Below are 15,940 nucleotides of genomic sequence, written 5' to 3'. Positions count from 1 at the left end.
TGTAAGATGGCTTATAGGGCTTTTTATAGGAAGCTTAACTTATACTTGTTTGAAAAGAAAATGTCGGTATCTGGACATTAAAAAGTTGCGGTTTCTGGCAACTTTGATTCAGGCATGAATAAGCTAATAGTTGAACTTAAAACCCTATAATAATGACGGGGGGAAGACTTATGGCAAAGGATAAAAAGAGACGTAAAAAAAGAGGCTGCCTGCTAACTTTATTTAAATTCCTTATTTTTATACTTGTAGTTTTATGCATAGGATGGTTTGGACTGAAGTTTTATTTTACTAACATAAACAAGATTGATGATAAGATACGTACTAATGTAAGTACTAGCTTGGAAGAAAATAATAGTAAGTATTTAAGCTATAATGAAATACCTGAAATGTATAAGAAAGCATTAATAGCTACTGAAGATAGAAGTTTCTTAACGAATCCAGGTGTTGACCCAAAAGGGATAGCTAGAGCAATATATGTGGATGTAAAAAGTGGTGAACTTGTTCAAGGGGGCTCTACAATAACTCAGCAGTTAGTTCATAATACTCTTTTAAGTAGCAGAACAAAGCAATTACAGTGGAAACTACTTGAGGGAATTTATGCAATTGGAGTGTATGACACAATAAACAAGGAAGAAACCTTAGCATTATATTCCAATGTAGTTTATTTTGGACATGGAGCTTATGGATTATATATGGCTTCAGAGAACTACTTTGGTAGGGAACCGTCACAATTAAATTCAGGAGAACTTACTATGCTTGCAGGACTTCCTAATGCTCCGAGCAATTATGATCCATATAATAACTATATACTGGCTAGAGAAAGGCAAAAGCAAGTAATACAAAGTATGGTGGATAGCAAGGTAATAAGTGAGTCAGAAGGAAATGAAATTTATAATAAACAGATAAGATTAAAATAGTAATAGAGACGTTTTGAATCCAAAACGTCTCTTTGCATATAATATAAATTATTTTAAAAGATAGCACATATTAAATCATTATGAATATTATGTAGTAAACACTCTCTTGTTACATAGAGACAAGAAATTGTCTCTATAAATTATAAACAAGGAGATGGGTGTATGGATAACTATTTTAATTTTGGAGAAGATCCAGGTATTAATGATAGTGCAAATATCACTAACAATATAGAAAGCAATAACAACAGTTTAAACAATAACAATTTTAGTAGTAACTGTAACTCATGCAATAGAGATCCTGACCCTTGCAATAAAAGATGCAGCATGTGTGTAGGATTTGCATCAATATTAGGTTCTAATATTTTAGTAAACCAAAATGGAGTATGTGTAGTAGGCTTTATAAGGAACCTAAATGTTGAAATACTTGGAAGAAGAACTCGTTCACCATTAGCAATCGGCTCAAGATTTTCATATGAGAATCCAGATAGAAATGGAAGAACCTTAAATCTAGGTGAAGTGGTTTTACTACAAAACGAAGTTAATGATTTTGTTAGTGCTCTTAGAAGATGTGGTATAATCGTTACTTCAATTAATAGCCGTTGGTTATTTGATGATCCTAGACTTGTATATGTTAATTTTGAATCAATAGACTGTCCATTAGATTTTGCAAGAAAAGTAGCTCAAGCTCTAAAAACAATTAGATGTTAGATTAGTATTAACCGTGCTAGATAAACTAGCACGGTTTTTATAGTTAACCTGTAGGAATAAGTTCCAATTTGCTTATTAGTTGAATATGATAATTATTGAGTAATTGAAAAAAGGTGGTAGGTTTGTATTTATCTATACCGAAGAATTTAAATATTTTAGTTAGGTATGTTAGTAAAGAGAGCTTAAACATAGAGCATTTAGAGATATTATATGAGTGTAAGTACAGAGAACATGAAGAGATAGGTGTAACCATGCCTAATCAAAGAGAGGCTAGATGGGTTAGAGATAAGGAAGGGATGGAGGAAGAAGCTAAGTTAGATTATGTTACCTTAAAGATAGTATATTCTGAATTTAATTTAAAGAAACAAGATGAGCTAGTAGAAGATTTAATAAAAGAAGGAGTGGATTTATTAATAATAACGCCAGTTGATCCGGAAGAGGAAGCAGAATTAGTTAAAGATGCTCATAATAAGCTGATTAAAGTAATCTCTTATGAAGAACTTATAAAAAATGCTGATGTAGATTTATATGTAGCTTTTGATAATTTAACTATTGGAGAGCTTCAAGGAAAGTATTTAACCAAAAAGGTTCCAAGGGGTAATTATATTATTCTTTCTGGTGACTCTGGAGGAAATACTTTTAAGAGGGGAGCAATGGAATATATACAGCCTTTAGTTAGTAGAGGGGAGATAAGAATAGTTACAGATGAGGTTGTAGATGATTGGGATCCAAAGAACGCCTATGATATAGTAAAAGATTCATTAATTAAAAATAATAATAAAGTAAATGCAATATTAGCTCCAAATGATGCTATTGCAGGAGCTGCAATTGAAGCATTAAAGGAAAAAGGTTTAGCAGGAAGGGTTGCGGTAACAGGGCAAGATGCAGATATAGATGCAATTAGAAGAATAATTGAAGGGACTCAATCAATGACTGTATTTAAAGATTCAAGGCAACTAGGCAAGACAGCAATAAATGCAGCAGTAAAATTAATGAGAGGAGAAGCAATAGAAACAACAAACACAATAAATAACGGTAAGGTAGATGTACCTTCTATATTACTATCACCAATAAGTGTAGATAGTTCTAATGTAAACACAGCAGTTTTTGGAACTGGATTTTATAAATTTGAAGATGTTTATAAAAGAATGTATAGTAACTACTTAAATGTATAGAATGGGGACGTTTTGTTTGTAAAAAGGGTACAAACAAAACGCCCCTATATCTATTTAGTAAGGATTAAATTCATGTTTGATAAATTATATACGAAAAAGTTAATAGTGTGATATAATTATGCGGGCATTTTGATTTTAATTTAGATTTTTTATAATTCGTAAACAAAGGAGAAGGTTTTCTTTATGAAAATTAAGTATAAACTTATTATTAGCTATTTAGGGTTAATTATATTTGCTGTAAGTGTATTAGGATTTCTTATTGCAGAAAGATCCCAAAAGGCAGTATTAACAGAAGTAAATGAAAAAAGTCAGCGCTTAACAGAATCAATATGTACAACTCTTAGTGTAAGAAATGATTTGCTAACAGAGAAATCCTATGGGGATTTAAACTTTGCCATGTCTATTTTAAATGATTTAGATGGTATGAGAGTAGATTATAATGAAACTGTAAAAGTTGGGGAATTTAATTTGCCAGTTTTATATGCAGGAAAGCAGAGATTATCCTTAGACAATACTATAGTTGACAAGCTTAAACAGTCTACTGGTACAGTTGGATCTATATTTCTACTTCATGATAATAAATTAATTAGAGTTTCAAGCACAATTTCCGTAGAAGATAAAAGTATAATAGGCACTTATATACCTAGTGATTCCCTAGCTTATAAAAAAATACTTAATAAAGAAGAATATATCGGTGATATATCTATACAAAATAATTCATATATAACAAGAATGAAGCCATTAATTGATAAAGATAACAAGGTTATAGGGGCAATAGGTATTGGAAATAAAGTTCTAAATGATTATCTAGAGGAAACCTTAAGCAATATAAAATTAGGACAAACTGGTTATGTATATATATTAGATTCAGAAGGAAATGTAATTGTTCACCCTTATGATAAAGGTAAAAATGTGAAAAGTTATGATTTCGTACAAAATATGCATACAAATAGTAGTGGGAAAATTGAGTATACATATAATGGAATAAAAAAAGTAGGATATTATAAATATTTTGAGCCGTGGCATTGGTATATAGTCACTTCAGCTAATTATGATGAACTTAATTCTTCAGCAATATCAATTTATGAGACCACACTATTAACTGGATTAGGGATAGTTATATTAGGCGGAATTATAGCATTAATTATAGCTCATAATTTAGTGAAGCCTATAAATAAACTAAAAGACTGCGTAGAGATAGCTGGAAAAGGAGATCTATCAGTAAGATGTGATATAAATAGTAAAAATGAAATAGGAATTCTTTCGAATAGCTTTAATAATATGTTGGTAGAAAATAATAGACTACTTGAGGAAACAGTTCAGTATGACAAGTTAAAAACTGAATTTATAGCAAATATGTCTCATGAATTAAGAACTCCACTTAATATTATATTTTCAACAGCACAATTATTTGATGTATTCATTAAAAGTGGTGAAGATGTAGATATTAAAAAGATAAAAGGTTACACAGGAAGCATAAAACAAAATTGTTATAGGTTATTAAGATTAGTAAACAATCTTATAGATGTTACTAAAATTGATTCTGGTTTTGTAAGTTTAGAATTAATGAATGCAAATATCGTACAAGTTGTTGAGGACATAACTCAATCAACTGCAGAGTATGTACAAAATATGTCAAGAACAATAATATTTGATACTGATGTAGAAGAAAAAATTATGGCCTTTGACCCAGCAAAGCTTGAGAGAATATTACTTAATTTAATTTCCAATGCAACTAAATTTACTAATCCAGGTGATAGTATTGAAGTATCACTATTTGATAAGGGTGATCATGTAATTATTTCAGTTAAGGATACAGGAGTAGGTATCCCTGAAGAAAGAATTCCTGAACTTTTCCAAAGATTTAAGCAGATAGATCCACTTTTAAGCAGAAGTCATGAAGGAAGTGGAATCGGATTATCTATAGTAAGAGCATTAGTTGAAATGCATGGAGGAACAATAGGAGTAAAAAGCAAATTTGGAGAAGGAACAGAGTTTAATATATACATTCCAGCGAAAGTTATTAAAGAGGAACCAAAAACAAAGGTTAATAATGATTTAAACAACCAATCAAATGTTGAAAAAATTAAAATAGAATTCTCAGATATTTATAAATAAATTATAGGGATGTAATGTTTGTAGAAAGTGCAATCATTACATCCTTTTATTTAGACATAATAAAATTTAATGATGAATTAATAGAATAATATTTATATTTTGGAAAGGGAATATATATAATATATAGTTCACAAAAATTTGAAATAACTTTACGGAGGTATAGATATGTTTGAATTAAAGGGTAAAATAGCTGTAGTTACTGGAGCCTCAAGTGGACTCGGAAAAGATGCAGCCTTAGCTTATGCAAAGGAAGGTGCTAACCTATGTCTTTTAGCGAGGAGAATAGAAAAACTTGAAGAGCTTGAAAAGGAAATAAAAGCTTTAGGAGTTAAAGCAATCTCAATTAAGTGTGATGTAACTAAGGAAGATGAAGTTAAAGCAGCAATAGAAACTGCGGTTATTGAATTTGGCAGAATAGATATCTTACTTAATAACGCTGGAATAGCAGTTCGTGGTGGAGTTGACACCCTAAGCGAAGAGGATTGGAATAGAAGCATGGATACTAATGTTAAGGGAATTTACCTAGTTAGTAAATATGTAATTCCAATTATGAAAAGGCAAAACTATGGTAAGGTAATTAATATTAGCTCTATTAATGCAATACTTGCTGATAAAAATGATATATTTATAAGACATTCTTATAATGCATCTAAAGCAGCAGTAATAGGGCTTTCAAGAGGAATGGCAGCATCTTATTCTCAATTTGGAATTACTGTTAATTCTGTATGTCCAGGATTATTTGAATCTGAAATGACAGAAAATACTTTATTTAAATCCAAAGAGTTCTTAACAAAATATAATATGCTTTGCCCAGCAAATAGACCAGCTAAACGAGGAGAATTAAATGGAACCATACTTTATTTCTCTTCTGATGCATCAAGCTATGTAACAGGTCAGCATATTGTAGTAGATGGCGGATTATCAATAGTGTAGAATAATAAATATGTAAAAGAAAAGAGGTGCTAACCCAATTAGAGGGTTAGCATTTCTTTTCTTTTTTTATGGGCTTAAGTACACTGGCCGTAACATATTATGTAGCAGGGGAATATGATGTATTGTACGGACAGAAGAAAAATAAGTATTCAAAGGAGAAATATTATGGAAGACTTTAGCCGAAAACTAATGAAATTGATCGAAGATAATATAAGTAAGGGCAAATATGTACAAAAAAACATTGAGGTTTCAGCTGCCACAGGAGATCAATATTTCGTCTTTCAGGTAAGGAGTGATGGTAGCTATTCAATATTTGCAAAAGCTGATACTGAATTGCCTAAAGATTTAGTAATTCCTAGTGAATATAGTAATAAACCTGTAGTTTCAATAGGCAGAAATGCATTTAGTAATAGTGAAAATAGGGTGGTAAAGAATCAAAAAATAGAGAGTATAACTATACCAGAATCAATAATGAATATCTCAGATGAAGCAATGAAAGATTGTATAAGTCTTAGAAAAGTTTATATTTTTGGAAATAGAGTACCAACCCTAGGCAAGAATGTTTTCTTGAATACACCTAAAGAATTGGCAATATACGTCCCTGTAGGAATGGTTGATGTTTACAAAAATGATCCAAGCTGGAGTGTATATAAGGATAAAATTCAGGCAACAGATATGCCTTCACCAGAAGAAACACCAAATCAAGAGGGTTTAGTTAATACTGTAGTCACAACAGTAGTAGATAGTAAAGATGTTTCGATAGCTTATAATTTCTATTTTCTAAATATCACCAACTCTAATGTTAATAATGGTGAAGATGAAAATTATGATGTTAAAAATTTCGATGATATAGATAAGTAAGTAAAATTTACTAAACAAAGGAGTAAAAGATATGGTTAGAAAAACAATAGAGACTAATGTCATTATTGCAGAGAAGGAAGAACTATTTTTTAAAGAAGTAGTATTTGATTTTGATGCATTACCACCACAAATAGGAACTAACGGGCTTCTTCCTAATGTAGCTTCAAGACTATTTAAGATACAAAATATTGATGAAAGCGTTGAAGTTAAGGCATATCCTACAAGAGATTGTGCTATTATGTTTAATGCGTGGATAACAAAAAATATATCTTATAAAATTGCAGCTCAAGTTCCAAAGGAAAATACTCCTATTCCACCAACACCTTTCCCAGGAGATAATCCTATACCTCCAACCCCACCAGCAAGTCCAATTGAAATGGTAGGTGTAGGAATTGAAGATGCAGCTGGATATCCAACAGTTTATGGACCACTTCATCACATGACAAAGGTAATCGACTTTGGTGGATTTGTAAAATTAGATCTTCCATTTGGAGAAAAATTAAGAGAAACAGACACTGTAGAAGTAGTATGCGCAGAAATAGTAGGAACACATGATGAATTATTAAATCCAGAGCCAATTCAAAACCAACATTCATCAACTTCAGTGACTTATCAAGAAGTGGAGATACCATTGCCTCCAAATCCACTAGATCCTGATGCGCCACCACAAACTATGAAGATTATAGTACCAGTACCAGTGGCTACTACAAGTTTTAAACCTTTTGATCCACCACTAACTCAATACGCAAGATTAAGAGAAAAAATGTGTATAAAAATTAAAGTTAGAGTGATAAGAAAAGAGTGCGTTGATATAAATTCTTAAGCATAATAAATAAAAGATACATTTTATATGTATCTTTTTTTATTTGCAAAAATCAATACCTCTAACTTCAGTAGCTGGTTTTGGAGAAGGAGTATTTACAGAAAAAGCTTGTGCTACCCAAATGAGAATACCACTTAGTGGAACATGTACTTCTGCTGTAGCAGAAGTATCACCTGAATTTACAAGATTGCTTACATCTACTGTTACATTGCTCCACAGGGGGCCAGAGGAATTGTTAAACACATTTGTTCCAACCAAAGTGTCATTAAAATAAGCATTATCTCTTCCATTAGAAGTTTGTCCAACTATATATGTTGTTTTGGCAGTTATAGGTGAATTGCCTACAATGAAATCCTGAAAGGTAGTGTTAATGGTATCATCATAAAATGCAACTAAACCTTTATTTATTACGACAGTCTTAAAAGGTTTGTCAAAATTAGAATATACAACTACTAGAGAAGCACCATCAGTTTGAAGTACATAATATCCACCTCGAGGGAATCCCTCTAGTGTATTTAAGCCATCTTTTGCAATAGATGAAACATCCGCATAAAATCCATCAATATAATCTCCTCCAAAATCTATGGTACTAATTAAAGTTCCAGTTATATTTATGTTATTTAATTTACCATCTGGTAATATTGGACCTACATAAGAAGCAAATCTTATAACATCCCAAAATAGAAAAGCTGCTACAATAGATGATCCCGGAGGTAAGGTTATATTTACTGTAGCAGATCCAGTAGCTGTAAGACCTACACCTACCGCTTCATAATCTCCATACAAAGTTCTGTTGTAAAATTCAGTTAATGGAACCGGAGATGGCGCATATAATATGTCATATAGATTATTTTGATTTTGATCTATATTGTAATTAATTGATACACCATCGGATGGTTTTAGAAAAGGATGACTTTCAGTTTTTTTGGTTTCCATTAAAATTACCTCGAAAAAGTATTATCTTTAATAGTATAAGATATTCAGTTAGGTTACTTACGGTTATATATTTAAGTGATTTAAAATTTTTATTTGTAAAAATCAATACCTCTAACTTCAGTAGATGGTTGAATAGCTGCATTCACAGAAAATGCTTGAGCTACCCATATGAGAATGTTGTTTTGAGCATTTAGTATTCCTGCTATAGCAGTTGTATCCCCAGGATTAACTTGGTTACTTACATCCAAAGTTACATTACTCCAGAAAAAACCTGATGAGAAATTAAAAACATTAGTTGCAATCGTTGATCCATTAAAATAAGCAGCGTCATTGCCATTAGTAGTCTGACCGACCATATATGTTGTTTTAGCTATTATTGGCGAATTTGCAGCTTTAAAATTATTAATGGTAGTGTAAGCTGTTTCTCTAAAAAAGTAAAATATACCTTTATTTAATACTATTGTTTTATAAGGAAGGACATAATTATAATAAATAACCACTAAAGAGGCACCATCAGTTTGATATCTTCCTGGAATTCTTGGAAAGCCAGAAAGTTCATTATCCCCAATCTTTACTAAGTTGGTTACATCTGCATAAAATCCATCAACATCAGAAGCAAAACCAGTTGAACCAATTAAAGTTCCAGTTATAGGGTTACCATTTAGTATACCACTTGGTAATACTGGAAGCGTACCTATGGATTTAGATACATCCCAAAAAAGAAAAGCAGCAACAATAGTTGATCCATTAGGAAGGGATATGTTTATAGTGCCTGCTCCATTGATAGCCAAACCAATACCATTAGCCACATAATCACCATATAAAGTTATGTTGTAGAATTCAGTTAATGGAATTGGATTTGGGGCTATGCCCATTACAGAGACATCACTTTGATTCTGATTTAAAGCATATTTAATTTGTTTTCCATCAGATAATGCTGTAAAAGTAGGTGATTGTATATTTTTAACATCCATTAAAATTACCTCGAATAACTATTATATTTAATAGTATAAAATATTCAGAGATGTTATTTCTGGATATCTATATTTAAGAACTTAAATTTATCTCAAAAATCAATTTCTCTATCTTCAGTAGAATCTTTCTTCTTAATCAGCAAGTAGCCCTGATAATATAACTTCTAATCCATATAAAAATTGTGCCTTAAAGTCTATACTCATTTCATATTGTTCTCCAAAAATTAATCCAAACTGTTTAGCAGCATCAGGTGAAATATCTTTTCCGCGAATTTCATCAGCTACAAAGGATAAAACATAATTATTTAAAATATTAGCAGCAGTTAGACAATTTTTATTAGAAACTCCGTAGCTAGTTAAGGTAGCTAAAATAAATTTTATACCTTCTATTCTGCTTGGAGTACGTGGAAAAGATGATGCTAAAACTTCTACAGCATCTCTAGTGTTTAATAAAACTCTACGTATTTCTAAAGAAAGAGCTATCAAGGTTTCTTTTGGATCCTCTAAGTTTATAGGTAATACTATTTCTTTGTTAATGTGTTCTGCAATCAAATCATATAAATCTTGTTTATCTTTGATATGCCAATATAATGAGGCAGCTTTGATATCTAATTCTTTAGCTAAAGCCCGCATTGATAAATTGTTTATTCCATCACGATTTAGTATATCAAGTGATGCTTTTATAATTGATTCTTTTGTTATAGCCATAAAATCACTCCAAAAAATTTATAAAAAATATTGACACTAACACTGTTAGATGATACACTAACGGTGTTAGATACCTAACTGTGTTAGGTGCTTATAATTATAGGTAATAATTTTAATAAAATCAATATGTTTTATAAGGAGAAGGTTAATTATGATTAAAGATATGAAAAATATGAGAAAAAGTAAGGATATTGGTATTTATGGTTTAACAGCAAAATGGTATGATAAGAATTCTCGCAAAAGTAGAATTGCAGAAATGAAAAGATATGCTGATGAAGTTGCTTCTCATGTTAATAAAAATGCAAATATATTAGAAGTAGCACCTGGCCCAGGCTATTTGTCAATTGAACTTGCTAAGAAGGGGTTCAATTTAACAGGAGTGGAGATAAGTTCCGATTTTGTGGAGATTGAAAAAAATAATGCCAAGGAAGCAAATGTTTCCGTTAATTTTAAAGAAGGCAATGCCTCAAACCTCCCTTGTGAAGATAATTCTTTCGATTTTATAGTATGCAGTGCTGCATTTAAAAATTTTAAAGATCCCGTAAAATCACTAAATGAAATGTATAGAGTTCTTAAAGAAGGTGGAACATCTTTAATAATTGACATGAATTATAAGGCTACTGCTGAAGACATAAATAATGAAGTAGTAAGATCAGGAATGAAGGGGTTTGACAAGTATTTTGTGAAATTTTCCTTTAAAACTTTCTTGAAACAAGGAGCATACACTAAAGAAGATTTTGAGAGGTTTTTAAAAGAAACACCTTTTAATAGATATGAGATAAAACAAGAAGGCATCTGTTTATATGTTTATCTATATAAATAAATGAAAACCTATTTAATGTGAGAAGAGTTATACTTAGTTGTTAATTAAGTATAACTCTATTTTTTATATTATTTTGAGGTTGAAATAATAGTAGTGGAATTATATGGTTGACAACCTTTGGTATATATGATAAAATGAGTACATACTCAATGAGTAAACACTCAATGAAATAGAGGGGAATTATATGGCAGGAACACAAAGACAAGATCAGAAACTTAAAACTAGAAATCATATTATTGAGATAGCTTTAAAGCAATTTGCAAAGGATGGACTGACTTTAGCTCGTACAGCCGATATTGCAAGTGCTGCAAATGTATCACATGGTACAATTTTTTCTCATTTTAAAACAAGAGAAATTCTTTTGGATGAGGTTATTGAGGAGTTTGGTAGACGTATTACAACCAGGCTTCATGAACTTGTAAGTAGTGATTGTGAGATGAGAGATGTCCTTGAAGCTCACTTAAGGGGTATTAGTGAATATGAAACTTTTTATACTAGATTGATTTTGGAAAGTCGTTTACTAAATGAAAGTTCTCGTAATTCAATAATTATGATTCAATCAGCAATATCTTTTCACATAATTCAAGTTGCTGAAAGAGATATAAAGGAATGCAAAATACGAGAAATACCTCTTGATTTAATTTTTAATACTTGGATAGGTTTAGTACATCATTATTTAATAAATAGTGATTTATATACAAAAGAGGGCACTCTTTTTGATGCGCACGGAAAGAGATTAATTGATCACTTTTTAAATTTATTAAACAAATAGAAAGGAGAAAATAAAATGAAAACATGTATAGCTTGTGGAATGCCAATGAAAACTCAAAGTGAATTTGCAATGGGGGATGAAAGTAAGGATTATTGCGTTTATTGTGCAAGACCAGATGGAACAATGCAATCTTATGAGGAAAAGCTTGAATCTATGACTGGATTTATTATTAAAACTCAAGGGTTAGAGGAAGAAGCAGCAAAAAGTGCAGCAAAAGGAATGTTAGAAAAACTTCCAGCTTGGAAGAAATAAAATTACTTTTGAGGGAAGTGTGCAGATTTGTACACTTCCTTTTTAGTTGGGAATGCTTTTACAGATTAGTTGATGTAAAAGAATAGAAAAGTTGCCATTTAATTAATATTCAATTAATGTTATAATTTTAACAGATAACGTTTTCTGAAAGAGACTTCTTATGTGGCTGGCACCATGAGGTTCAAATTTTTATTAGTAAATTAATACTTTTGGATTAAAGGAGAAGTTATGAAACAGAAGGCTAAAGCTGCAATAATTGAATCATTTAAAGAATTATTAAATAAGAAATCTATAGACAAGATTACAGTAAAGGAAATTTGTGAACACTGCAATGTAAACAGACAGACTTTTTATAATCATTTTACAGATATTATGGACATTTTCAAATACATATTTTTTAAGGAACTATCAATGGACATCGCTCAAAACAGAACTTTTGAAACCTGGAGTGGTGGATTCTTAGCTACAATGAATTATCTGAAGAAAAATTCAAAAATGATTCTTCATGTATATAATTCTTCTTATTTGACTGAAGCAAATACCTTCTTTATAAGTCTATCAAATAGATTACTAGATGATGTGGTTGAAGAATGTGTTAAAAAAATGGGAGTAAAATTAAATGATAAAGATCGAAGTTTCATAGTTAATTTTTATAGACATGTGTTTAATGGATTAATGACAGACTGGGTAAATGAGGGGATGGAGGAAGAACCAGAAATTATCCTAAAAAAGCTTTTGGTTATGATAACAGGAAGCATTCCTCGCTCTGTTAGTGCTTTTGTAAAAGAAGAAATAAGATAATATTCTCTAAATTAGGAAAGTGTTCAAAATTGGACACTTTCTTTTATTTGTCTATTGAACCTTGTTTGTGAAAAAATGTAAAATAAAGTTAATGGGAGAACCAGCTTAAAATACTAATTTAGACTAGAGGATTTATAATTAAACTTCATAAAAATCAACAAGTTTAAATAAGGTTTAAGTAAAGGAACCCTATAGAACATTAATTGTTTATATTAAGGAGGTTATATTATGTTTGTTTTCAACTACTCTGATGGTGCATCAGCAATCAGTGTGTGGGGTGTTTGGATAATAGTATTTATCGCACTCTTTGGATTTAATGAAGTAGCCAGAAGATGGAAGTATGTTGGATTTTTCAGTTTTGTTATTTTACCAATTACACTTTCAATATTATGGTTTACAGTATTAAAAGACACCACTTATACTGACTGGTTCCATTTAGCTAAGGTGTATTCGTCTACAGCAGGATGTATAGGTTTCTGGTGTATTAGGCATGTAAAATGGACAAGTAAACGTACTGGAAGGGTGTGGAGATTAGCTGATAAGAAATGGGCATTATGCTTTCCACCACTTATTCTAGCTATAAATATCATGGAGGCAGTTTTCCGTGATTTCGAAGTTGGACTTAATTATGCAGGTGGAGGAATTTTAAAAGATGAAGCCATGTATGTACTTGGTGGTTCTTGGAATTTTATGAATGGTATAGCAGGTATTTTAAACATTATAACCATAACTGGTTGGCTTGGAATTTGTATAAAAAAACAAACAGCTAAAGATTGCAGCAAAGATATGCTATGGCCAGATATGTTGTGGTTTTGGATAATAGCATATGACTTATGGAATTTTGCTTATACTTATAACTGTTTACCAGGCCATTCTTGGTACTGTGGTTTTGCATTACTTCTAGCACCAACTCTTTGTGCATTTACAGTGGGAAAAGGAGCATGGCTTCAGCACCGTGCACAAACTTTAGCAATATGGTGTATGTTTGCTCAGACATTCCCAGCATTTATTGATAAAGGAGCTTTTGCTGTTTCATCATCCTATAATAAAACACCACTTTTTGCATTTAGTTTTGCAGCATTAGCTGCCAATATACTAGTATTCCTTTATATGATTTATAAAGTATCTAAGACAAAAAGAAATCCTTACCTTGGAGAACTTTATACCGATTTGAGAGAACACAAGGAAATAGGAGCACTTGCAGAATAGACACCTTCAAGGCTAATAGAGTTTTTTAAGTTTATGGAATTTAAACTTTTAAATTAGACAGATTGAGCATTTTGTCTATTGTTATGTGTGAAATAATTAACTACAATTTGGTTATAAAGTTAAAAGATGGAGGTACTTTAAATGTATTATAGTAATGGAAATTATGAAGCGTTTGCCAGACCTTTAAAACCAGTGGATGTGGATAAAAAATCAGCATATTTAGTTGGAGCAGGTTTAGCATCATTAGCAGCTGCATGCTTTTTAGTACGTGATGGACAAATGAAGGGTGAGAATATTCATATTTTGGAAGAACTTAATCTCCCTGGAGGAGCTTGCGATGGCATTAATGACATTCAAAAGGGATTTATAATCCGCGGTGGGCGTGAAATGGAAAATCATTTTGAATGTTTGTGGGATTTGTTCCGTTCTATTCCTTCTATCGAGACAGAAGGAGTTTCAGTTTTAGATGAGTTTTATTGGCTAAATAAAAAAGATCCAAATTATTCACTAATGAGGGCAACCATAAATAGAGGTGAAGATGCTCATACAGATGGAAAATTTGGACTTAGTGATAAAGCTTCAATGGAACTAGTAAAACTATTTATGACTCGTGATGAAGATTTATATGATAAGAGAATTTGTGATGTGTTTTCAGATGAATTAATTAATTCTAACTTTTGGCTTTATTGGAGAACTATGTTTGCATTTAGAGATTGGCATAGTGCACTCGAAATGAAGTTATACCTTCAAAGATTTATCCATCACATCGAAGGGTTACCAGATTTATCTGCTTTGAAATTTACAAAGTATAATCAATATGAATCATTAATTCTTCCCATGGTAAAATACCTTGAATCCCATGGGGTTAAGTTTCAATATAATACCATGGTAACAAATGTTGTTTTTGATATTCAAAATGGTAAAAAACTTGCTAAAAAAATTGTTTGTAAGCATGATGGAAAAGAAGAAAACATTGAACTTACTAAAAATGATTTAGTCTTTGTTACCAATGGAAGTTGTACAGAAAATTCTACTCTTGGTGACCAAAATCATGCACCAGTTTTTAACGATTCTACAGGCGGATGCTGGGAGCTTTGGAGAAACATCGCGAAGCAAGATCCATCCTTTGGTAGACCAGATAAATTCTGTACCAATACAAAAGAAACTTATTGGGAATCTGCTACAATTACAACTCTTGATGATAGAATCCCTCCATATATAGAGAAGATTTGCAAACGTGACCCATTTAGTGGAAAAGTTGTAACTGGTGGAATTATAACAGTAAAAGACTCAAATTGGCTTTTAAGCTATACATTGAATAGACAACCTCACTTTAAAGAACAACCAAAAGACCAGCTTGTAGTTTGGGTATATGGTTTATTCTCAGAAGTTCCAGGGAACTATATCAAGAAGCCAATGAAAGAGTGTACAGGTATAGAAATTACAGAAGAATGGCTTTATCATATGGGAGTGCCAGAATCAGAGATTCATGAACTAGCTACAAAATCTGCTAACAGCATACCTTGTATGATGCCATATATTACTGCATTCTTTATGCCAAGAAGAGAAGGGGACAGACCTAAGGTTGTACCTACTGGATGTGAAAACTTTGCCTTCCTAGGTCAGTTTTCAGATACAGTAAGGGATACAGTATTTACAACAGAGTACTCAGTTAGAACAGCTATGGAAGCAGTTTATACACTACTAGACATAGATCGTGGAGTACCTGAAGTATTTGGTTCCGTTTATGATATTAGAGTTTTACTGGATTCTACAGTTAAGATGATGGATGGTAAAAAGCCAATTGATATGAAATTACCATTCCCACTAAGCTTTGTTAAGAAAAGAGTATTAAAGAAGATTTCAGGAACAGTCATTGAAGAAGTATTAAAGAGATATAATGTAATCTAACGATGATATAGGGAAGGGG

16 protein-coding genes are annotated in these 15,940 nt (G+C 31.4%); 13 read left to right on the top strand and 3 right to left on the bottom strand.

Features of this window, described 5'->3' with window-relative positions:
- The first annotated feature begins 170 nt into the window (after positions 1-170).
- The 7 genes from L1S47_RS12395 (at position 171) to L1S47_RS12365 (ending at position 7,535) form a co-directional block, all read left to right on the top strand.
- Positions 171-917, top strand: a complete 747-nt coding sequence (locus L1S47_RS12395; protein ID WP_238883845.1) for a biosynthetic peptidoglycan transglycosylase — start codon at positions 171-173, stop codon at positions 915-917.
- Positions 918-1,079: 162 nt separating this feature from the next.
- Positions 1,080-1,625, top strand: coding sequence for a DUF1259 domain-containing protein (locus L1S47_RS12390; protein WP_306796796.1), 546 nt, complete (start codon positions 1,080-1,082; stop codon positions 1,623-1,625).
- 122 nt (positions 1,626-1,747) lie between these two features.
- Positions 1,748-2,800, top strand: coding sequence for a sugar ABC transporter substrate-binding protein (locus L1S47_RS12385; RefSeq protein ID WP_238883844.1), 1,053 nt, complete (start codon positions 1,748-1,750; stop codon positions 2,798-2,800).
- 183 nt (positions 2,801-2,983) lie between these two features.
- Positions 2,984-4,918 (top strand): Cache 3/Cache 2 fusion domain-containing protein, encoded by a 1,935-nt coding sequence (locus L1S47_RS12380; RefSeq protein ID WP_238883843.1) that lies wholly within the window; start codon positions 2,984-2,986, stop codon positions 4,916-4,918.
- A gap of 165 nt (positions 4,919-5,083) precedes the next feature.
- On the top strand, positions 5,084-5,851 hold the full coding sequence (locus tag L1S47_RS12375; RefSeq protein WP_202768653.1) for an SDR family NAD(P)-dependent oxidoreductase: 768 nt from the start codon (positions 5,084-5,086) through the stop codon (positions 5,849-5,851).
- Between the two features lie 165 nt (positions 5,852-6,016).
- Positions 6,017-6,712, top strand: a complete 696-nt coding sequence (locus tag L1S47_RS12370) for a leucine-rich repeat protein (protein ID WP_238883842.1) — start codon at positions 6,017-6,019, stop codon at positions 6,710-6,712.
- Positions 6,713-6,743: 31 nt separating this feature from the next.
- A complete protein-coding gene (locus L1S47_RS12365; protein WP_238883841.1) occupies positions 6,744-7,535 on the top strand; it encodes a hypothetical protein in 792 nt (263 codons plus the stop codon).
- A 39-nt stretch (positions 7,536-7,574) separates the two neighbouring features.
- On the opposite strand, the gene L1S47_RS12360 is transcribed toward L1S47_RS12365, so the two are convergent.
- The 3 genes from L1S47_RS12360 to L1S47_RS12350 all read right to left on the bottom strand — a co-directional run bounded on the left by L1S47_RS12360 (position 7,575) and on the right by L1S47_RS12350 (position 10,153).
- A complete protein-coding gene (locus L1S47_RS12360; RefSeq protein WP_238883840.1) occupies positions 7,575-8,471 on the bottom strand; it encodes a DUF3344 domain-containing protein in 897 nt (298 codons plus the stop codon).
- Between the two features lie 89 nt (positions 8,472-8,560).
- Complete coding sequence (locus L1S47_RS12355) at positions 8,561-9,445, bottom strand: DUF3344 domain-containing protein (protein ID WP_238883839.1); 885 nt, start codon at positions 9,443-9,445, stop codon at positions 8,561-8,563.
- 132 nt (positions 9,446-9,577) lie between these two features.
- Complete coding sequence (locus L1S47_RS12350; protein WP_238883838.1) at positions 9,578-10,153, bottom strand: TetR/AcrR family transcriptional regulator C-terminal domain-containing protein; 576 nt, start codon at positions 10,151-10,153, stop codon at positions 9,578-9,580.
- Positions 10,154-10,304: 151 nt separating this feature from the next.
- Here L1S47_RS12350 and L1S47_RS12345 point away from each other — a divergent pair, with 151 nt between their 5' ends.
- The 6 genes from L1S47_RS12345 (at position 10,305) to L1S47_RS12320 (ending at position 15,921) form a co-directional block, all read left to right on the top strand.
- Positions 10,305-10,976, top strand: coding sequence for a class I SAM-dependent methyltransferase (locus L1S47_RS12345; protein WP_238883837.1), 672 nt, complete (start codon positions 10,305-10,307; stop codon positions 10,974-10,976).
- Between the two features lie 184 nt (positions 10,977-11,160).
- Positions 11,161-11,748: a TetR/AcrR family transcriptional regulator gene (locus L1S47_RS12340; RefSeq protein WP_238883836.1), complete on the top strand. Its 588-nt coding sequence runs from the start codon at positions 11,161-11,163 to the stop codon at positions 11,746-11,748.
- A gap of 15 nt (positions 11,749-11,763) precedes the next feature.
- Positions 11,764-12,000 (top strand): zinc ribbon domain-containing protein, encoded by a 237-nt coding sequence (locus L1S47_RS12335; protein ID WP_238883835.1) that lies wholly within the window; start codon positions 11,764-11,766, stop codon positions 11,998-12,000.
- A gap of 228 nt (positions 12,001-12,228) precedes the next feature.
- A complete protein-coding gene (locus tag L1S47_RS12330) occupies positions 12,229-12,801 on the top strand; it encodes a TetR/AcrR family transcriptional regulator C-terminal domain-containing protein (protein ID WP_238883834.1) in 573 nt (190 codons plus the stop codon).
- A gap of 228 nt (positions 12,802-13,029) precedes the next feature.
- Positions 13,030-14,010 (top strand): DUF5692 family protein, encoded by a 981-nt coding sequence (locus L1S47_RS12325; RefSeq protein WP_238883833.1) that lies wholly within the window; start codon positions 13,030-13,032, stop codon positions 14,008-14,010.
- 141 nt (positions 14,011-14,151) lie between these two features.
- Positions 14,152-15,921, top strand: a complete 1,770-nt coding sequence (locus tag L1S47_RS12320; protein WP_238883832.1) for an oleate hydratase — start codon at positions 14,152-14,154, stop codon at positions 15,919-15,921.
- The last annotated feature ends 19 nt before the right edge of the window (positions 15,922-15,940 follow it).

The organism is Clostridium sp. YIM B02551 (assembly GCF_022324735.1).
Classification (GTDB): Bacteria; Bacillota; Clostridia; order Clostridiales; family Clostridiaceae; genus Clostridium_T; species Clostridium_T paridis.
This window is presented reverse-complemented; position numbering and strand designations above follow the sequence as displayed.